The sequence below is a fragment of the Bradyrhizobium sp. th-b2 genome, from assembly GCF_000426785.1.
GTDB lineage: Bacteria > Pseudomonadota > Alphaproteobacteria > Rhizobiales > Xanthobacteraceae > Bradyrhizobium > Bradyrhizobium septentrionale.
The window spans coordinates 372,184-391,032 of record NZ_AUGA01000001.1; the positions used below are offsets into that span (position 1 = coordinate 372,184).

The 18,849-nt window shown below is 64.9% G+C and carries 18 protein-coding genes and 2 pseudogenes; 9 read left to right on the top strand and 11 right to left on the bottom strand.

Annotated elements, in window-relative coordinates; translation table 11 throughout:
• Window positions 1–23 precede the first annotated feature (23 nt).
• Window positions 24–863 carry a cytochrome c oxidase subunit II gene (gene coxB, locus K359_RS0101810; protein ID WP_029077798.1) on the bottom strand — a complete coding sequence of 280 codons (840 nt, stop codon included), beginning with the start codon at window positions 861–863 and terminating at the stop codon, window positions 24–26.
• A gap of 484 nt (window positions 864–1,347) precedes the next feature.
• Here coxB and K359_RS0101815 point away from each other — a divergent pair, with 484 nt between their 5' ends.
• Window positions 1,348–1,875, top strand: coding sequence for an invasion associated locus B family protein (locus tag K359_RS0101815; RefSeq protein ID WP_029077799.1), 528 nt, complete (start codon window positions 1,348–1,350; stop codon window positions 1,873–1,875).
• Between the two features lie 6 nt (window positions 1,876–1,881).
• Here K359_RS0101815 and K359_RS0101820 read toward each other — a convergent pair whose 3' ends face one another.
• Genes K359_RS0101820 through K359_RS0101830 form a run of 3 tightly spaced genes read right to left on the bottom strand, consistent with a single transcriptional unit; the run spans window position 1,882 to window position 3,435 of the window.
• Entirely contained in the window at window positions 1,882–2,487 is a 606-nt protein-coding gene (locus tag K359_RS0101820) for a TlpA disulfide reductase family protein (protein WP_035975906.1), read from the bottom strand.
• 35 nt (window positions 2,488–2,522) lie between these two features.
• Window positions 2,523–3,032 (bottom strand): DsrE family protein, encoded by a 510-nt coding sequence (locus K359_RS0101825; RefSeq protein ID WP_029077801.1) that lies wholly within the window; start codon window positions 3,030–3,032, stop codon window positions 2,523–2,525.
• Window positions 3,033–3,042: 10 nt separating this feature from the next.
• On the bottom strand, window positions 3,043–3,435 hold the full coding sequence (locus tag K359_RS0101830; protein ID WP_029077802.1) for a DoxX family protein: 393 nt from the start codon (window positions 3,433–3,435) through the stop codon (window positions 3,043–3,045).
• Window positions 3,436–3,571: 136 nt separating this feature from the next.
• Between K359_RS0101830 and K359_RS50860 the strand changes: the two genes are divergently transcribed.
• The 5 genes and pseudogenes from K359_RS50860 (at window position 3,572) to K359_RS58530 (ending at window position 7,518) form a co-directional block, all read left to right on the top strand.
• Window positions 3,572–4,036 (top strand): helix-turn-helix domain-containing protein, encoded by a 465-nt coding sequence (locus K359_RS50860; RefSeq protein WP_063618900.1) that lies wholly within the window; start codon window positions 3,572–3,574, stop codon window positions 4,034–4,036.
• Between the two features lie 362 nt (window positions 4,037–4,398).
• Complete coding sequence (gene tldD, locus K359_RS0101840; protein ID WP_029077803.1) at window positions 4,399–5,823, top strand: metalloprotease TldD; 1,425 nt, start codon at window positions 4,399–4,401, stop codon at window positions 5,821–5,823.
• Entirely contained in the window at window positions 5,823–6,593 is a 771-nt protein-coding gene (gene lepB, locus K359_RS0101845) for a signal peptidase I (RefSeq protein WP_029077804.1), read from the top strand. Before tldD ends, lepB begins: the two co-directional genes overlap by 1 nt.
• Before the next feature lie 11 nt (window positions 6,594–6,604).
• Window positions 6,605–6,953: pseudogene (locus K359_RS0101850) on the top strand (MmcQ/YjbR family DNA-binding protein).
• Window positions 6,950–7,518: pseudogene (locus K359_RS58530) on the top strand (nucleotidyltransferase family protein). The pseudogenes K359_RS0101850 and K359_RS58530 overlap by 4 nt, the downstream one beginning before the upstream one ends.
• Window positions 7,519–7,660: 142 nt before the next feature.
• Here the strand turns inward: K359_RS58530 and K359_RS0101860 are convergent.
• The 3 genes from K359_RS0101860 to K359_RS0101870 all read right to left on the bottom strand — a co-directional run bounded on the left by K359_RS0101860 (window position 7,661) and on the right by K359_RS0101870 (window position 10,347).
• Window positions 7,661–8,215 carry a PAN domain-containing protein gene (locus K359_RS0101860; protein WP_029077807.1) on the bottom strand — a complete coding sequence of 185 codons (555 nt, stop codon included), beginning with the start codon at window positions 8,213–8,215 and terminating at the stop codon, window positions 7,661–7,663.
• A 143-nt stretch (window positions 8,216–8,358) separates the two neighbouring features.
• Complete coding sequence (locus K359_RS0101865) at window positions 8,359–9,729, bottom strand: glutamate--cysteine ligase (RefSeq protein WP_029077808.1); 1,371 nt, start codon at window positions 9,727–9,729, stop codon at window positions 8,359–8,361.
• 93 nt (window positions 9,730–9,822) lie between these two features.
• Complete coding sequence (locus K359_RS0101870) at window positions 9,823–10,347, bottom strand: MarR family winged helix-turn-helix transcriptional regulator (protein ID WP_029077809.1); 525 nt, start codon at window positions 10,345–10,347, stop codon at window positions 9,823–9,825.
• A 129-nt stretch (window positions 10,348–10,476) separates the two neighbouring features.
• Here K359_RS0101870 and gstA point away from each other — a divergent pair, with 129 nt between their 5' ends.
• Window positions 10,477–11,094: a glutathione transferase GstA gene (gene gstA / locus K359_RS0101875; protein WP_029077810.1), complete on the top strand. Its 618-nt coding sequence runs from the start codon at window positions 10,477–10,479 to the stop codon at window positions 11,092–11,094.
• 230 nt (window positions 11,095–11,324) lie between these two features.
• A complete protein-coding gene (locus K359_RS0101880; RefSeq protein ID WP_224741895.1) occupies window positions 11,325–11,633 on the top strand; it encodes a hypothetical protein in 309 nt (102 codons plus the stop codon).
• Window positions 11,634–12,022: 389 nt separating this feature from the next.
• On the opposite strand, the gene K359_RS0101885 is transcribed toward K359_RS0101880, so the two are convergent.
• The 4 genes from K359_RS0101885 to K359_RS0101900 form a co-directional block, all read right to left on the bottom strand.
• Window positions 12,023–14,236, bottom strand: coding sequence for a 3-hydroxyacyl-CoA dehydrogenase NAD-binding domain-containing protein (locus tag K359_RS0101885; RefSeq protein WP_029077812.1), 2,214 nt, complete (start codon window positions 14,234–14,236; stop codon window positions 12,023–12,025).
• Window positions 14,237–14,387: 151 nt separating this feature from the next.
• A complete protein-coding gene (locus K359_RS0101890; RefSeq protein ID WP_029077813.1) occupies window positions 14,388–15,596 on the bottom strand; it encodes an acetyl-CoA C-acetyltransferase in 1,209 nt (402 codons plus the stop codon).
• Window positions 15,597–15,671: 75 nt separating this feature from the next.
• Window positions 15,672–17,459, bottom strand: coding sequence for an acyl-CoA dehydrogenase C-terminal domain-containing protein (locus K359_RS0101895; RefSeq protein ID WP_029077814.1), 1,788 nt, complete (start codon window positions 17,457–17,459; stop codon window positions 15,672–15,674).
• A gap of 108 nt (window positions 17,460–17,567) precedes the next feature.
• The gene (locus K359_RS0101900) at window positions 17,568–17,984 is read right to left on the bottom strand and encodes a nuclear transport factor 2 family protein (protein ID WP_029077815.1); all 417 of its coding nucleotides are present in this window, start codon (window positions 17,982–17,984) and stop codon (window positions 17,568–17,570) included.
• 161 nt (window positions 17,985–18,145) lie between these two features.
• On the opposite strand from K359_RS0101900, the gene K359_RS0101905 reads away from it, so the two are divergent.
• Window positions 18,146–18,733 carry a PadR family transcriptional regulator gene (locus K359_RS0101905; protein WP_029077816.1) on the top strand — a complete coding sequence of 196 codons (588 nt, stop codon included), beginning with the start codon at window positions 18,146–18,148 and terminating at the stop codon, window positions 18,731–18,733.
• Window positions 18,734–18,849: the final 116 nt, after the last annotated feature.

Here is an 18,849-nt window from a genome sequence, read left to right on the forward strand (position 1 = left end):
CCCGCGCCGCAAGCCGTCCCGGCTTACTGCGCCGCCTGACCAGCCGAGGCGTAGGAATTCGCCGGGTTGGTCGCAAACTTCTTCTTCGCCCCCTCGACCCAGGTCGCGAATTCCTGGTCGCTGACGACCCGCACCGCGATCGGCATGAAGGCATGGTCCTTGCCGCACAGTTCCGAGCACTGGCCGTAGAACACGCCGGTCTTGGTGGCCTTGAACCAGCTCTCGTTGAGGCGGCCGGGGACCGAGTCGATCTTCACGCCGAAGGCCGGCACAGCGAAGGAGTGGATCACGTCGGCACCGGTGGTCTGGATCCGCACCACCTTGTTGACCGGGACCACCATCTCGTTGTCGACGCCGAGCAGGCGGGGCTGCTTGTCCTTATCGAGCAGCGAGTCGAACTCGAACTTGCCGTTATCCGGGTAGGCGTAGGACCAATACCACTGCTTGCCGGTGACCTTCACGGTGAGGTCCGGCTTCGGCACGTCGAGCTCCAGGAACAGCAGGCGGAACGACGGCACCGCGATGCCGACCAGAATCAGGACCGGGATCAGCGTCCAGGCCACTTCGATCAGGGTGTTGTGGGTAGTCCGGGAGGGGACCGGGTTGGCCTTGGCGTTGAACTTCACCACCACGATGATCAGCAGCGCCAGCACGAACAGCGTGATCACGGTGATCAGCACCAGCAGGAAATTGTGGAACCAGATGATGTTCTCCATCACCGGGGTCGCGGCTTCCTGCAGCGTGTGCTCCCACGGCGCCGGCTGTCCCATCTCGGCGGAGGCCGATCCCGCGGCGACTGACGCCATCCCCGCCACCGCCAAACCCAGCAACTGCCTGCCCAACCGGCCAATCGACATCTTCATGCCGTTCGCGCTCCCTTGATAATTCCCCAAAACACCTCCGGCACTTGACCGGAAATGCAGCACGATCCGCCCTGACAAATGGCCTTCCGGACATACCCGTCTACGAGTCAAGGTGGGTACGGGAGCCAGATCGCTAGAACGCGTCGAAATCCAGCCTCTCAAACCATAATTCGCAGGCGCTCGCAATGCAGTAGTGGGGCCGAAAGCCATGCGCCTGCGATGAACCTGCCGCTTGCGATTTTTCCCGCAAAATCAAGCGAAAGTCGCCGAAACACGGCCGCACACAGTTGACAGGGGGATTACCGGATGTACGCACAGGCAGGGCAGCCCACAGGAACCTGATTCGCTGCGGGCCGCCCCAATCCGGCGCGGGAATGGCTTCAACATCGCCTTCAAGGCGCCCTATTGCGGTATCAGTCGACTGATGCGTGCTACCGGCGGCCTCGACGGCTGGACCGACCGAACAATCAAAGGATCGACCCGGATGGGCGCTTCGAACATTCAGGTAAGACCGAAGGCCGGTTGGCTCAGCGGGCTGCTGTTTCTGGCCCTCAGTTTCGGCCTGACCCAGGCGGCAAACGCGCAGGGCGCGGTACGCTCGGTCCATGGCGACTGGCAGATCCGCTGCGACACCCCGCCCGGCGCCCAGGCCGAGCAATGCGCGCTGATCCAGAGCGTGGTAGCGGAAGACCGCTCCAACGCCGGCCTGACCGTGATCGTGCTGAAGACCGCCGACCAGAAGAGCCGCCTGATGCGCGTGGTCGCGCCGCTCGGCGTGCTGCTGCCCTCCGGCCTCGGCCTCAAGCTCGACAACCAGGACGTCGGCCGCGCCGGTTTTGTCCGCTGCCTGCCCAACGGCTGCGTCGCCGAGGTCGTGATGGACGACAAGCTGCTCGGCCAGTTGAAGAACGCGAAGACCGCGACGTTCATTATTTTCGAGACGCCGGAAGAGGGGATCGGGTTTCCGCTCAGCCTGAATGGGCTGGGCGAAGGGTATGACAAGCTGCCGTAGCCGAGCCTACCGCGCACCACCCGCATAATAATCAAACAACCCGCCCGCCTCCGCGGACAGCCAGTCCGCCTCTCCCGTCATATAGCCCTCGACCTGTCCGCTGACGCCGATCAGGAACGAGATCGGCATGCCGTAGAGCGCGAATGGCGTGTCGAGCTCGGCGGCATCGACGCGCGAGACGAGGCCGCCTGGATCGAAGCCGATCGCTAGACGATGCAGCTTGAACTGCTTGACGTAGGGCGGCACCAGCGCGCGGTTGCGGTCGGTACTGATCGCAATGACCGCGAGATCGCTGCGGCCGCTGGCGGCGAGCCGGTCCAGCATCGGCAGCTCGGTCCGGCACGCTGCGCACCATGTGGCCCAGAAGTTCACCAGCACCATCCTGCCCTTGAACGAGGTGAGATCGATCGCGCCGCCGGCGAGTGCGGGAATCGCGACCGGCGGCACCCGGCGGGCGCCTTGAACCTGCGTGAACTGGTGGCGGATGGTGCCGAACGGCGGCGGTCCGCCGGACGCTGCGCGCACCGGTGGTGCCGGCATCGCGAGCGAGGCGCCGGCGCCAAGCATGCCGGCGACGATGGCGCGGCGGGTTGGCGCGCGAACTGACATCATGATGGGGTCTCCGCCTGGCTTGATCGCCGCATTGCTCACGACCGGATGTAGGACCAGCCGGCTTCCTGCAATTCGATGATGCGTCCGGGCCCGTTCGGCACCAGATCGACATTGTCGAGCAGGACGAGCGGATGGCCCTCGGCGCGCTCCATGCCGAGCTTGGTGGCTTCGCAGACCACGAAGCGGATGCCGGGCGTGAGCCCACGCACCACCCGCAGCAAATCCTTTACCGGCGAGGTATCGGCGCGCAGCATGTGGACGCCGGCATTGTAGGCGACGATTTCGATCTCGAACGGCTCGTTGCGCTCCTGATAATATTTCGGGAGGTTGAGCGCGGTCGAGATCAGCGCCCGCATCGTGGTCGGATCGTCGGAGTTGATCGGCAGCACCAGGCGATGCATGCGCGGCTGCACGGCCTGCCTTGTGGACTCGGGCTTCGAGACCGCCGCAACCGATCCGGTGAGCAGCAATGTCGCGGCGAACGGCACCACGAGTGCCAGCACCAGCCCGGTTGCGACCGTCAGTGTGCTGCGAGAGAGGCGCACCGCGGCCTCCTCACGGCGCGATCGCGAGCAAGGCGAACTGGCTGCGCTTGGTGTAGGCGACGATCGCGCTCAACGTCAGCAGCACGAGGGCGGGCACCGGCGAGCCGCCGATCACGAACAGATGGGTGATGGTCGCGCCGACCATGATGCAGCCGAGCAGCAGGCCGCCGAAGGCTGCGAGCGAAGGCACCAGGATCAGGAGGGCGCCGAACAGCTCCAGCGATCCCGTGAGATAGCGGAACCACTGGCCGAGCCCGATATGCTGGAATTCCTCGACCAGCATCGGCACGCCATAGAGCTTGGCGCCGCCGGCGGCGGCAAAGGCCAGCGCAAGCAAACCCCTGACCACCCACAGCGTGACGGATTTCCAGCGCGACGGCGCCGAGGCAACAGCAACTGACATTGATCTCTCCCGAGATTGTTCGAATCGACCCCAACGCGCGCCCATCTCTCCATTCGGCGGCAGGCCCGCTTCTTCCGGTGCACTAAATTCGGGAGTAAGATGAAAAGAACAAGTAGGATGCTTTTTGTGAGGCAGTATGAAAAAACTGACTAATGAGCCCGCCGAGCCTCCGGCGGCATCCGAACCGTGCAACGGCGACCTGTCGGCGCAATTTCATCGGGCGCTTTCGGTGCTGGCCGGAAAATGGAAGGGCGACATCCTCTGGCAATTGGTCGACCGCAAGCGGCGGTTCGGCGAATTGCGGCAGTCGATCCCCGGCGTGACCCAGCACATGCTGACCACCCAGCTCCGCGACCTCGAGGCCAATGGCCTCGTCAAGCGCACGGTCTATCCCGAGGTGCCGCCGCGGGTTGAGTACGAGATGACGCCGTCCGCCAGGGCGCTCAAACCGGTGTTCGATGAGCTGTACCGCTGGGCCCAGGAGCATGGTTTCCCGACCTCGGCGCAGGGAGCCGCGCAGCCGAAGCCCGAGCCGTCGAGCGATGGCGACGTGCCGGAAGACCAGCCGCTCAAGGCGGATCGGCGCTCTCAAGCGCGATGAGTTCAGGTTGAACCGTCATCGCGCTTTAGCTCTTTGTTTAAGCACGATCTTTTCGGAAAACCGCTTCGCACTTTTCCGGATCATGCTCTGATGACGACAAGGTGAGGAACTCGATAGCCTGCCGTGATCAACGGCATAGCCGCGGGCTCTCCCGGTTTGCCACCCCAAACACTATCTTTGACAGTGGCCATCCGGGTCTGAACCGGGACCGGCACAGGTTTCCGGGTTGTGAGATGAGTGTTGCGCTCGTTTCTGCTTCATTTGCCCGAAATCCCTGCTGCTCGTTCCGCACTGGCAATCAGCCGCGCTTCAGGCAAGGATGACGAGGAATCGCCAAGGAATCGCACTGCGTCGGAGTGACCATGACCAATCCTGCCACGACCTCCCTGATCGACCGCGCCAATCTGGACCGCGATGCCGTCCGCCGCGAGGTGGCGCGGGGGCTTGAAGGCGCCGACGACGGCGAGTTGTTCCTGGAGTACGGGCAGACCGAGGCGCTGGTGTTCGACAACGGCCGGCTGAAGCAGGCGACCTACGACACCTCGCAGGGCTTTGGCCTGCGCGCGGTCAAGGACGACGCGGTCGGCTATGCGCATTCCTCCGACGTGTCGATCCCGGCGCTGATCCGCGCCGCGGATGCGGTGGCGGCGGTGCGCGGCGGCTATGCCGGCAGCTTCGCCGCGGCGCCGGCCCACACCAACATCAAGCTTTATGGTGACGAGAACCCGCTGGACGGGCCGGCCTTCGAGGCCAAGGTCAAGCTGCTCGGCGAGATCGACGCCTATGTCAGGGACAAGGACCCGCGGGTGCGGCAGGTCTCGGCCAGCCTGACTGCGACCTGGCAGGTGGTGGAAATCCTGCGGCCCGATGGCGAGAGCTATCGCGACATCCGCCCGTTGGTGCGCATCAACGTTTCCGTGGTCGCCGGCCAGGGCGACCGGCAGGAGAGCGGCAGCAAGGGCTATGGCGGCCGCGAAGGCTATGCGCGCTTCATCGAGACCAAGGCCTGGCGCGACGCCGCCGACGGCGCGCTGCGCGAGGCGCTGGTCAATCTCGAATCGGTGCCGGCGCCGGCCGGCGAGATGGACGTGGTGCTCGGCGCCGGCTGGCCCGGCGTGATGCTGCATGAAGCCGTCGGCCATGGGCTCGAGGGCGACTTCAACCGCAAGCAGACCTCGGCTTTCGCGGGCCTGATGGGCAAGCAGGTCGCGGCCAAGGGGGTCACGGTGGTCGACGACGGCACCATGGCGTCACGCCGCGGTTCTCTGTCCATTGACGACGAGGGCACGCCGACCAACCGCACCGTGCTGATCGAGGACGGCGTCCTGGTCGGCTACATGCAGGACCGCCAGAATGCCCGGCTGATGGGCATGAAGCCGACCGGCAACGGACGGCGGCAGAGCTATGCCCATGTGCCGATGCCGCGCATGACCAACACCTACATGCTGTCGGGCGACCGCGACCCGGCCGAGATCCTCGCCTCGGTGAAGAACGGCATGTATGCCGCCAATTTCGGCGGCGGCCAGGTCGACATCACCTCGGGCAAGTACGTGTTCCAGTGCACCGAGGCCTACAAGATCGAGAACGGCAAGCTCGGCGCGCCGCTGAAGGGCGCCATGCTGATCGGCAATGGACCGACCGATCTCCACAGGATCACCATGATCGGCAACGATCTTGCGCTCGATACGGGAATCGGCACCTGCGGCAAGAACGGCCAGGGCGTGCCGGTCGGCGTCGGTCAGCCGACGCTGCGGATGGAACGGATTACGGTCGGAGGAACGGGCTAGTGAGCAGCGGAAACGAAGTCGTGACGGCCAAGCCGACCAGCTGGCGCGGACAGGCCGTGCAGCTGGCCGCGATCGTGGCCGTCGTGTTCCTCGCCAAGGGCGCGATCGCCGAGCCATTTTACGTGCCGTCGGGATCGATGGAACCGACGCTGTTGATCGGCGACGCGCTGGTCGCCTCGAAATTTCCCTATGGCTACGGCGCGGCGTCGCTGCCGATCCAGATCACGCTGCCGGAAACCGGCCGGGTGTTCGGCGAGACGCCGAAGCGCGGCGACGTCGTCGTGTTCCGCTGGCCGGGCGACCGCTCGCAAGCCTGGGTCAAGCGTGTGGTCGGGCTGCCCGGCGATCGCATCCAGATGCGGCAGGGTCAGCTCTTCATCAACGATCATCCGGCGGCGCTGAAGCCCGACGGCACCGGCTTTGCCGAAGACGATCGCGGCGGCGGCGAGGAGGCCTATCGCTATATCGAGACGCTGCCGAACGGCGTTAGCCATGCGATCTTCAAGATCCGCGACAATGGCCGGCTCGACAACACGCAAGAGGTGACGGTGCCTCCCGGCAATCTGTTCGTGCTCGGCGACAACAGGGACAATTCCGCCGACAGCCGCGTGCCGGTGCGCGACGGCGGCGTCGGCCTCCTGCCGATCGACAATCTGATCGGCCGCGCCGACGCAGTGGTCGGCTCCTGGGACATGGGCATCCGCAGCCAGCCGGTCTGGACCTGGCTGTCCGGCTTCCGCCTCGCGCGCTTCTTCACCTCGGTGCAGTGAGCTCACCAACCGTGACCTTCGACGACGTCAGGACCCATGGTGCTGGCGTGGCCGGAGGTCGAGGACGGCTCTTCCTACGGTACGCCGGCGCTGAAGGTGCGCAAGAAGATGCTGGCGCGGCTCAAGGAGGACGGCGACAGCCTGGTGATGCCGGGCGTGCCGCCGGATGAGCGCGACATACTGGTCGAAAGCCAGCCCAAAGTGTTCTATTTCACCGATCACTACCGCGACTACCCGATGGTGCTGATCCGCCTGTCGAAGGCCAGGCGTCAGACCGTCGAGCCGCTGCTGCGCCGGCATTGGCGCACGCTGGCGTCGAAGAAGGCAGTCAGGGACTACGACGCGACCGCCTCGTCGTGACGCAAGACGGATTCCTCACGGCTGCGCTCCGCAACCCGGCCAATCAAGCGATAGCCGACGAGCTGCACCGCCTCGCTTTGCCCGATGCCTGGCTGGTGGCCGGCTGCCTGGTGCAGACCGTGTGGAACGTGCTGACCAACCGGCCGGTCGATCACAGCATCAGCGACTACGACATCTTCTATTTCGATCCGGATACGTCGTGGGAGGCCGAGGACGCTGTGATCCGCGACCTCAAGGCGCGGCTCGGCCATCTCGGTGTCGCGATCGAGGCGCGCAACCAGGCCCGCGTCCATCTCTGGTATCCCGGCAAACACGGCCTGCCCTACCCCGCGCTGTCGCGTTCGAGCGACGGCATCGATCGCTTCCTCACCGAGAACACGCGGATCGGCATCAGCCGCAGCGCCAGCGGCTACGACGTCTATGCGCCGAGCGGTTTCGACGATGTGGCTGACATGATCGTGCGGCCGAACCGGACCTCGAATTTTCCGCGGCAAACTACGCGACGAAGACAGCGCGGCGGAAGGCGCTGTGGCCGGAGATCACCGTGCTGGCGGCTCAGGGTTAGCCTGTCGTCCCTGCGAAAGCAGGGACCCATAACCACCGGAGGAAATTGCAGGCGGGATCGAGGCCCCAGCGTCGCGAAACACCGGCATTTGTGGTTATGGGTCCCGGCTCAAGGCCGGGACGACGTGTGGAGAGAACCGGCGTCACCGCACCACGCCCGAGGTGAACCCCGCCTTGCGGCGCGGCGGCTTGATGTCTTTCTTCAGGAAGCAATGCGCGTCGCGGCCGGCATAGCCGGGCCGGGCGTAGGTCCAGGCGCGGCACTTGTTGTCGGCGGTGCAGGCGGCCTGGCAGGCCTCGTCGCCGTCGCTGCTCTTCAACTCGAAATTCTTGTAGTCGCCGCCGAGGCGGTCGATCGAGGTTTCGATAGCGCCGTTGCGCGGTTCGACCACGCCCGCGCCGCGCACTCCGGACACGCAGCAATTGTCCTGCACCCGCGGCGGCACGCTATTCTTCAGCCAGCACACCGCGCCATTGTTGACGTCGTTCGGATAGCTGAAGCTCCAGGCACGGCAGCGGCGGTCGCGCTCGCAGGTGAGCGCGCAATCGGCGGGATCGCCCGACGTCACCGGCGCGTTCAGATAGTCGCCGCCAGGACGGTCGAAATTGGTCTGCGCCAATGCCGGGCGCGCGACGAAAGCCGCGGCAAAAACCGCGAACATCACCACAGACGCCCTAAAGAGGCGGCCTATCCCCATGAGATTGCTTTCAAATTCGCGCAGCCCCGCGCATCCCGCGGGCCGTCATTTGAACGCCATGAACCTGTACGGCTGATGAACGGCCGGTGCGACACCACCGCCGTCCGCGCGCGTTTCGAGCCCGGATCGGGGTTAGCCAGGGATTAGAAGGCGTATTCCTGATAGGCCGGCTCCACCGAGCCCTTCCAGGGACCGTTGAACTTCTCCAGCATCTCCTCCGCCGGCGAGCGGCCGGTCTCGATGATGCGCTCGAGCGGTTCGAGGAAGCGGCTTTCGTCGCGCCCGAGATGATCGATCCGGCCGCGCCGCCGCAATCCGGCATGCGACAGGATCAGGCACTCCTTGGCGATCTCGAACAGATAGCGGTCCTTGATCCGGGCCTTGAAGCCGAAACGCGGCACGTCGTCACGCAGCGCCTGCCGCTCCGGCGCGGTCCAGTGCCGGACGATGTCCCAGGCGGCATCGAGGCTGTCATTGTCGTAGAGCAGCCCGACCCAGAACGCCGGCAGCGCCGGCAGCCGGCCCCACGGCACGCCGTCGGCGCCGCGCATTTCGAGATAACGCTTCAGGCGCACCTCGGGGAAGATCGTCGAGAGGTGATTGGCCCAGTCCGACAAGGTCGGGCGCTCGCCGGGCAAGACGGCATTCTTGCCGGCGAAGAAATCCCGGAACGAGGAACCGGCGACGTCGATATATTCCTCGCCGCGCTTGACGAAATACATCGGAACGTCGAGCGCATAATCGACATAGCGCTCGAAGCCCATGCCGTCCTCGAACGCGAACGGCACCATGCCGGAGCGCGCATTGTCGGTGTCGCGCCAGATCTCGGAGCGGAACGACAGGAAGCCGTTGGGCTTGCCCTCGGTGAACGGCGAGTTGGCGAACAGCGCGGTCGCGATCGGCTGCAGCGCCAGCGACACGCGCAGCTTCTTCACCATGTCGGCTTCGGAGGAGAAGTCGAGATTGGTCTGAACCGTGCAAGTCCGGAACATCATGTCGAGGCCGTACTTGCCGACCTTCGGCATGTAGTTTCTCATGATCTTGTAGCGCCCCTTCGGCATCACGGGGATCTGCGCCCGCGACCAGGACGGCGTCATGCCGAGACCGAGGAAGCCGATGCCGAGCGGGGTCGCGATCTCCCGCACCTGTGCCAGATGCGCCATCAGCTCCGACTGGGTCTGATGCACGGTCTCGACCGGCGCGCCCGACAATTCGAACTGGCCGCCCGGCTCGAGCGAAATCGCGCCGCCGCCGGTCACGTCATAGAGCCCGATGATGTTGCCGCGCTCCATGATCGGCTCCCAGCCGAGCAGGAGCTTCATGCCCTCGAGCAGCGCGCCGATGCCCTTCGCGCCTTCATAGGGCACGGGCTGGTGGCCCTCGAGCGTGAACGGTGTCTTCTCATGCTCGGTGCCGATCCGGAACTCGGATTCGGGTTTCACGCCGGCTTCAAGCCACGCCACGAGTTCGTCGCGCGACTGCAGCGGCGTCATGTCGATCTGGTCACGCGCCATACGAAATCCAACTCAAGGGCGCTTCGATCGAACGCGCGCGGTGGCAGGGACATCCGCGAGCCACAACGGCTGCGGATGATGGGATCAGGACTATCATCGGGCAGGCGCGCCGTCTCGGGCAGGCGCAGCCTTGCTATCGTTCTTGGTCTCATTCTTGGCGTCGCTTTTGGCGTCGCCGCAGGAGCAGCCGAGACGGTCGAGCAGACCGCACAGCCGGGCCGCGTCGGCATCGGATAATTTCGAGCCGACATGCTTGTCGATCGCGGCCGAATAGGCGCTCCACATCTTCTTCTGGAGCTCGCGTCCAGCCTCGGTGATCTCGACGAACTGGCCGCGCTTGTCGATCTTGCATTCGCGCCGCGCGGCAAGTCCCTCGTCGACCAGCTTGTCGATCAGCCGCGACGTCGAATATTGCGGAATCAGCATCTGCCGCTCGAGCTCGACCGGGCGCAGCTCGCCGGACGGCGCGCGCGACAGCTCGAGCAAGGCGTCATACCAGGCGAGCGGCGGAAAGCCGGCCTTCTTCAGATCCTGCTCGACGCAGTCCAGCACCCGGCTCGGCACCCGCATCAGGCGGATCCAGGCGGCGGTCGCCTCGCTCGATAGCTTGCGTTTCATGGTCTAGCTCATAAGGTCCCGGAACCAGTGTACCGCACTGAATGCATCTGCATCAATCTTGACTATTTCATGCAGGTGCATGTTGGCAATCCCTCTCCGGACGCCAAGAACAAGGGAAGGAATACCCCCATGAAGCTTTATTACTCCCCCGGTGCCTGCTCCCTCTCCCCCCACATCGCCCTGCTCGAAGCCGGGCTGCCCTACGACCTGGTCAAGGTCGATCTGCGGGCCAAAAAGCTCGAAAACGGCGACGATTTCCTGCAAGTGAACCCCAAGGGTCAGGTGCCCGCGCTGGCGCTGGATAGCGGCGAGATGGTCACCGAAGGGCCGATCATCATCCAGATGATCGCCGACAGGGTCGCCGACCGGAAGCTGGCGCCGGCCCGCGACTCCAACGAGCGCTACAAGCTGCTCGAATGGCTGAACTACATCACGACCGAGCTGCACAAGAATCTCGGCCCAATGTTCGCGCCGGCCCTCGCCGACGACGCCAAGGCCTTCTTCAAGGACCGCGCCATGGGCAAGTTCAAATATGTCGAGAGCCAGCTTACCGGACGCGAATACCTGATGGGCAACCAGTTCACGGTCGCCGACGGCTACCTCTTCACGATGATGATGTGGGCGAACGACCGGCTCGGCTTCGACTTCTCCGGCTTGCCCAATGTGACGGCCTACAAGGCCCGCGTCGCGGCGCGCCCGAAGGTGCAGGAAGCGCTGAAGAAGGAAGGCCTGCTGAAGGCGGCCTGAGCCTGGCACACCACAGTCGACAAAGAGCCGGATCGCCGATCCGGCTCTTTTTTGTGGCCGCTAGCCTACTTTCGGCAACCGAAGGTGGAACGTCTCAATTTAACCCGCATTGTACCGATTAATGCTAAGTCGGTGTACTTCCGGCTGAGGGCGTTGCTGTCCTTGTTCGCGCGATCCAACTGACCGACTATGACCTGCGGCGCGCCCTCCGCTCCAACTGGTCTAAAAATGTGACGATCGCCTTTACCCTTTTGTTGACCAGCACCCTCGTTGGGCTGGCAACCAGTTTGTATTTTCGGGTTTGGACGTTGATGCTGGTGTCACCGCTGATCGCGGTGCTCGCGGCGGTCATGCTCCAATCCGACGGCTTCTCGTTTGCCACCGGCGCTCCGCTCGTCGTCGCCTGCCTCGCGTTCAGCCAACTCGCCTATCTCGCCGGCGCCTTGCTGTCGCCGGAGGCTGACGGCTCAGTTGCGGAAGAAATCGACGGCGTGCCAGGCGGCCACCGCGAGCATCAGATCCGCCGCCAGAAAAAGTAGCACCAGGCCGGTCCACAGCGGGCCTTTGCCACGCAGCCGAAGGGAAATCCGGCGCGGCCGCGGCAGCAACGCGTGTCTATCCGCGGTTCCGGCGGCACCTTCCTTGAACGCAGAACTCATCGCCCGCCCACCCTTGATGCTGATCGTCGTCCCGACGATCGCCTTTGGCGATCGTCCTCGGTGATCGTCTTCGATCAACCCGGCGATCGACTTGACGATCGACCCCGGTGATCGACTTGACGATCACCCAGCAAGAGTGATGCCAGCAGCGTGGTGGCAGTGCGGAGCAAGCGTGGCGGGAGTTTGACCGGCGTGACCGTCACGTAACGGGATCAAGTCGGATCGATGACCCGGCCTGATCCTGTCGCGATTTGGAACGCGACGAAGGCTTACGCCGCCTGCTTCTTCGGCGGGAAGCGGCCGTAGAAGGTTTCGCCCTTGGCCGCCATCTCCTCGAGCAGTTTCGGCGGCGTGAAGCGCGAACCGTACTTCTTCTCGAAGGCGTGGCAGAGCGCGACGAAGTTCTTGGTGCCCATGAAGTCGATATAGGACAGCGCACCACCGGTGAACGGCGCGAAGCCGAAGCCCAGGATCGAGCCGACATCGGCCTCGCGCACGTCGGTGATGACGTGGTCCTCGACGGTGCGCGCGGCTTCCACCGCCTGCACCACCAGGAAGCGTTGCTTCAGCTCCTCGACGCTGAGTGTGTCGGGATCGAGCCGCTTCGGCTGCAGGCCGGCGAGCCCCGGCCACAGGCTCTTCTGACCCTTGCCCTTCTCCGGATAGTCGTAGAAGCCCTTGCCGTTCTTGCGGCCGAAGCGGCCCTGCTTCTCGACCATCTCGACCATCAGCTTCTTCTGCGCCTGGTCGATCGCGTTGGGGCCGAGATCGGCCTCGGTCGCCTTGGTGATCTTCAGCCCGAGGTCGAGCGCGACCTCGTCCTGCAGCGACAGCGGCCCGACCGGCATGCCGGCCATCTTGGCGGTGTTCTCGATCATCGCCGGCGGCACGCCTTCGAGCAGCATCTCGTTGCCTTCGGAGATGTAGCGCATCACGCAGCGGTTGGCGAAGAAGCCGCGGGAATCGTTCACAACAATGGGCGTCTTGCCGATCGCACGGACATAGTCGAGCGCCGTCGCCAGCGCGACGTCGCCGGTGTTCTTGCCCAGGATGATCTCGACCAGCATCATCTTCTCGACCGGCGAGAAGAAGTGGATGCCGATGAACTTGCCCTGGTCCTTGAACTCCTCGGCCAGCGAATTGATCGGCAGGGTCGAGGTGTTGGAGGCGAAGATCGCGTCCGCCTTCAACAGCGGCTGCGCCTTGGCATAGGTGTCGGCCTTGACCTTGCGGTCCTCGAACACGGCCTCGATGACCAGGTCGCAGTCCGAGACCGCGTTGTAATCAGATGTTGCCGAGATGCGCGCCAGGATGGCGTCGCCGGCCTCCTGCTTCATGCGTCCCTTCGCCACCTGCCCGTCGACCACGGTTTTGGCGTGGCCCTTGCCCTTGTCGGCGCTCTCCTGGTCGCGATCGACAAGCACGACGTCGATGCCGGCCTGCGCCGAGACATAACCGACGCTGGCGCCCATGAAGCCGGCGCCGATCACGGCGAGCTTCTTCACCTTGGTCGGCGGCACGCCCGCCGGACGGCGCGCGCCCTTGTTCAATTCCTGCATCGACAGGAACAGCGAGCGGATCATCGCCGCCGCTTCCTTCGAGCGCAGCACTTTCGTGAAGTAACGCGACTCGACGCGCAACGCGGCGTCGATCGGCAGCTGCAGGCCTTCATAGACGCAGCTCATGATGGCGCGCGCGGCCGGATAATTGTCGTAGGTCTCGCGGCGATAGATCGCGTTGCCGGCCGGGAACATCTGCATGCCGGCCTTGGAGAACACCAGACCGCCGGGCAGCTTGAAACTCTTCTCGTCCCACGGCGCGACCGCCTTGCCGCCGCCCTTGATCCAGTCCTTGGCGGCCTTGATCAGGTCGGCCGCCGGCACGACGGCGTGAATCAGATTGAGCGCCTTGGCCCGATCGACCTTGACCGCCTCGCCCTTGAGCAGCAGCGTCATCGCATCCTGCGGCTGCACCAGGCGCGGCACGCGCTGGGTGCCGCCGGCGCCGGGGAACAGGCCGACCTTGATTTCCGGCAGGCCGAGCCGGGTCTTCGGATTATCGGCCGCGACGCGGTAGTGACAGGCCAGCGTGATCTCGAAGCCGCCGCCGAGCGCGAGGCCGTTGATCGCGGCGACCCAAGGCTTGCCCGAGGTCTCGATCGCGCGAAACGCCTGCGACATCTGGCGGCTCTGCTCGAACAGCATCTGGTTGGCGGCTTCCTCGCCCTTCTCCTTGAGAAGCTGCGCATAGCTGCGGTTCATGCCCTCGAGCATCGAGAGGTCGGCGCCGGCGCAGAACGCCTCCTTGGCCGAGGTGATCACGACGCCCTTGATCGCTGCGTCGCCGGTCGTCTGCTTGATGATCTCGCCGATCTCCTGGGTCGAGAGATCGTCGAACACGTTCATCGAACGATCAGGGATATCCCAGGTGACCAGCGCAATGCCGTCGGCGTCGACTTCGAACTTGAAATTCTTGTAGGTCATCTCTTGCTCCCTCGGTGCCAGCGGCCGATCCCAGGCGCGGCGGTTGCGTCTCGATTTCGTAGGGTGGGTTAGCGAAGCGTGACCCACCGTTTTCTTCGGGGTGGCGTGGTGGGTTACGCCTTCGGCTAACCCGCCCTACGACCCACGGCCGTCACACCCGCTCGATGATGGTGGCGGTGCCCATGCCGCCGCCGATGCACAGCGTCACCAGCGCCGTTTCCTTGTTGGTGCGCTCGAGCTCGTCGAGCACGGTGCCGAGGATCATCGCGCCGGTCGCGCCGAGCGGATGGCCGAGCGCGATTGCGCCGCCATTGACGTTGATCCTGGCGTTGTCGATGTCGAAGGCCTGGATGTAGCGCAGCACCACCGAGGCGAAGGCCTCGTTGAGCTCGAACAGGTCGATGTCCGACTTCTTCATGCCGGAGCGCTCGAACAGCTTTTCGGTGACGTCGACCGGGCCGGTCAGCATCATCGCGGGCTCCGAGCCGATATTGGCGAAGGCGCGGATCCTTGCCCGCGGCTTCAGGCCGTGCTTCGCGCCGGCCTCCTTGCTGCCGAGCAGCACCGCGCCGGCTCCATCGACGATGCCGGAAGAGTTGCCGGCGTGATGCACGTAATTGACTTTCTCGACCTCAGGATGCGACTGGATTGCCACCGCGTCGAAGCCGGCCATCGCCGCCAGCGCCGCGAAGGACGGCTGCAGCTGCGCCAGCGACTGCATCGTCGTGGTCGGGCGCATGTGCTCGTCCCTGGCGAGGATGGTCAGGCCGTTGACGTCCTTGACCGGGACGACAGAGTTCTTGAAGCGGCCCTCGTCCCAGGCCTTGGCGGCGCGCTGCTGGCTCTGCACGGCATAGGCATCGACATCATCGCGCGAAAAACCGTACTTGGTCGCGATCAGGTCGGCCGAGATGCCCTGCGGCATGAAATAGGCCGGCACCGCCATCGAGGGATCCATCGGCCAGGCGCCGCCGGAGGCGCCGATACCGACGCGGCTCATCGATTCCGCGCCGCCGCCGATCACGAGCTCATGCTGGCCGCTCATGATCTGGGCCGCGGCAAAGTTCACGGCATCGAGGCCGGAGGCGCAGAAGCGGCTGATCTGCACGCCCGGCACCTTCTCGCCGAGACCGGCCTTCAGCGCCGCGAAGCGGGCGATGTCGGAACCGGCCTCGCCGACCGGATCGACCACGCCGAGCACGACGTCGTCGACGGAGTTTTCGGGAAGATTGTTGCGCTCTTTGAGCGCCGTCAGCGGCGCCGTGGCGAGCGCCAGCGCGGTGACCTCGTGGAGCGCGCCATCGGCCTTGCCGCGGCCGCGCGGGGTACGAACGTGATCGTAGATGTATGCCTCAGGCATGACGCCCTCCTTGATATGAGGATCATAATATATAACGGAAGGAAGCGCCGCCGCACGGGGTGCGGCGGCAATTTTTCAGAACGCTTCCGCAGCCAGTTCCATCGTGGTGGCGCTGCCGCTCTGGATCCGCGCCAGGTGCACGGCGGTCTCCGGCAGCAGCCGCTCCATGAAGAAGCGGCCGGTGACGAGCTTGGTGTTGAGGTAGGGCGTCGTGCCGGCGGCGATCTTGTCCTGCGCCACCCTGGCCATCTTCGCCCACATATAGCCGAGCGCGACCAGGCCGAACAATTTCATGTAGTCGGTCGCGGCGGCGCCGGCATTGTCGGGCTTGGCAAGCGCGTTCTGCATCAGCCAGCCGGTGGCCTGCTGCAGATGGCCGAGCGCGGCGGAAAGCGGAGCAACGAACGGCTTCATCGCTTCGTCGGCGCCGTGCTCCTTGGCGAAGGCCGTGACCTCGCCGAAGAACGCCATCGCGGCGCGGCCGCCGTCGCGTGGCAGCTTGCGGCCGACCAGGTCGAGCGCCTGGATGCCGTTGGCGCCCTCATAGATCATCGCGATCCGCGCATCGCGCACGAACTGCTCCATGCCGTGCTCGGCGATATAGCCGTGGCCTCCGAACATCTGCTGCGCCGAGACGGTGTTGGCAAACCCGGTGTCGGTCAGCACGCCCTTCAGCACCGGCGTCATCAGGCCCATGTGATCGTCAGCGGCCTGGCGATCCTTGGGGTCCTGGGAACGATGCGCGACGTCGCTCTTCAGCGCGGTCCACACCACCATGGCGCGCGCCGCCTCGTTGAAGGCGCGGATGGTCAGCAGGGTACGGCGGACGTCGGGATGCACGATGATCGGGTCGGCTGGCTTGTCGGCCGCCTTGACGCCGGTCAGCGCGCGGCCCTGCAGGCGCTCGCGTGCATAGGCAACCGCGTTCTGATAGGCGACTTCGGACTGCGCGAGGCCCTGCACCGCAACGCCGAGGCGGGCCTCGTTCATCATCACGAACATGCCCTGCATGCCCTTGTTCTCTTCGCCGATCAGCCAGCCGGTGGCGTTGTCGTAGTTCATCACACAGGTGGAATTGCCGTGGATGCCCATCTTGTGCTCGATCGAGCCGCAGGTGACGCCGTTGCGCTGTCCGAGCGAGCCGTCGGCATTGACCAGCACCTTCGGCACCACGAACAGCGACACACCCTTGATGCCGGCCGGCGCGCCCTCGACGCGAGCAAGCACCAGATGGATGATGTTCTCAGTGAGGTCGTGCTCGCCGGCGGAGATGAAGATCTTGGTGCCCGTGATCTTGAAGCTGCCGTCGGCCTGGCGCACCGCCTTGGTGCGGAGCAGGCCGAGATCGGTGCCGCACTGCGGCTCGGTCAGGTTCATGGTGCCGGTCCACTCGCCGGCGACCATCTTCGGCACATAGGTCTTCTTCTGCTCGGGCGTGCCGTGCACCAGCAGCGCCGCGGTCGCGCCCATGGTGAGGCCGCCATACATCGAGAACGCCATGTTGGCGGAGATCTGGAATTCGCCGACCACCTGCGAGAGCGTCACCGGCAGGCCCTGGCCGCCATACTCAGTCGGCGCCGCCAGGCCGAGCCAGCCGCCTTCGGCGACCTGCTTGAAGGCGTCCTTGAACCCTTTCGGCGTGGTGACGTTGCCGTCGTCACTGCGCTTGCAGCCTTCGAGATCGCCGACCCGGTTGAGCGGCTGCAGCACTTCCTCGCTAAGCTTGGCGGCCTCGCCGAGGATCGCCTCGCGCACATCGGCCGACGCGTCGGTGAAGCCGGGAAGATTGCCGTAGCGATCGATCTGGAAAACGTCGTTCAGCAGAAAGCTGACGTCTTCAACGGGGGCTTTGTAGGTTGGCATGCTGGTCTCCCGGCTGGCCGTGGTCGCATGTGCGACTGACGCTGGCGCAGCTTTGTCGTTGGTTTGTTGGAGCGGACCTTATCCGGTTCCGGAGGTCCGCGGCAGGTCCTATCGAGACTGTGATTGCGACGTTGCGCCGCTTTGCTGCATCAACTGCTCGCCCATCAGCCGATGCAGCAGGTTGATCGCCTTGAGCGGACGCACCATCACCTTGAAATGCGTGATCCGGCCGTCACCATCTAAGGTGATGATGTCGACGCCGTTGAGCTTGATGCCGTCGATCTCGTTCTCGAACTCGAGCACCGCGCCGGTGTCGTTGCGCCACTCACCCAGATACTTGAAGGTCGGGCCGCCGAGAACCTTGGCGGCGCTGGTGAGATATTTGAAGGTGATGTCGCGGCCGCGCTGCGGCGTGTGCACGACCGGACTTTCGAACACCGCATCGGGATGCAGCAGATCCCACAAAGCGGCGGTGTCGTGGGACTTCATGTAGGCGTACCACTTGTCGAGGCCCGGCTTGCTCATTCGGACGTCTCCTGCGGCGGGGGTTGGGAAGTCTGAACACCGGCGCGCGCGACAAGGCGGCACGCCGATCACGATATGCATATTGACGCATATGCACAGTAATGCATAAAGTCAAGCGAACTTCAGAACGGTCTTGTCGGGAACTCAGATGGAGGTGGGCGTTGGCACTCGGTGACGCAATCCTCGCATGCCTCACGGAACGTCCGATGACAGGCTATGAGCTCGCCAAGACGTTCGATGCCTCGATCGGCTTTTTCTGGAAGGCCGACCATCAGCAGATCTACCGGGAGCTCTCGCGGCTGCGCGACAAGGGCCACGTCCAGGGCCGCGAGGTGGTGCAGTCGGGCAAACCCAACAAGCTGGTCTACACCCTGACGCCCGAGGGCCGCGCGGCGCTGAAGCATTGGGCGGCGCGGCCGAGCGTTCCGCCGTCGATCAAGGACGACCTGCTGGTCCGGCTCTATGCGCTCGACTGCGTCGACATCGAGCCGCTGCGCACCGACCTGATGGCGCGGCTCGAGCATCACCGCGACCGCTATGAGCGCTACGAGCGCCTGCTCAACAAGCGCTTTCCCGACGGCACCGCGCCGCCGGCCGATGTCGGCAAGATGCTGGGCTTGCGCATCGGGATGCGCCACGAGCGCGTCGTGATCGAGTGGTGCGAGGAGGCGCTCGACGCGCTGTCGGCGATCTCCGGTCGCGGCAATGTGCTGCCGCTCGACGACGGCAAGCGCGAGAGCAACGGCTAGAAACAATCTCAGTCTGGTCGCGGCGTGCTGCGGTCGCGCGAAGCGGAATCCTTTTCGCCGAAAAACGCTAGCCCTGTCCTGATCCGGCGCAACAGGTTCCCGGATTCCCTAACTTT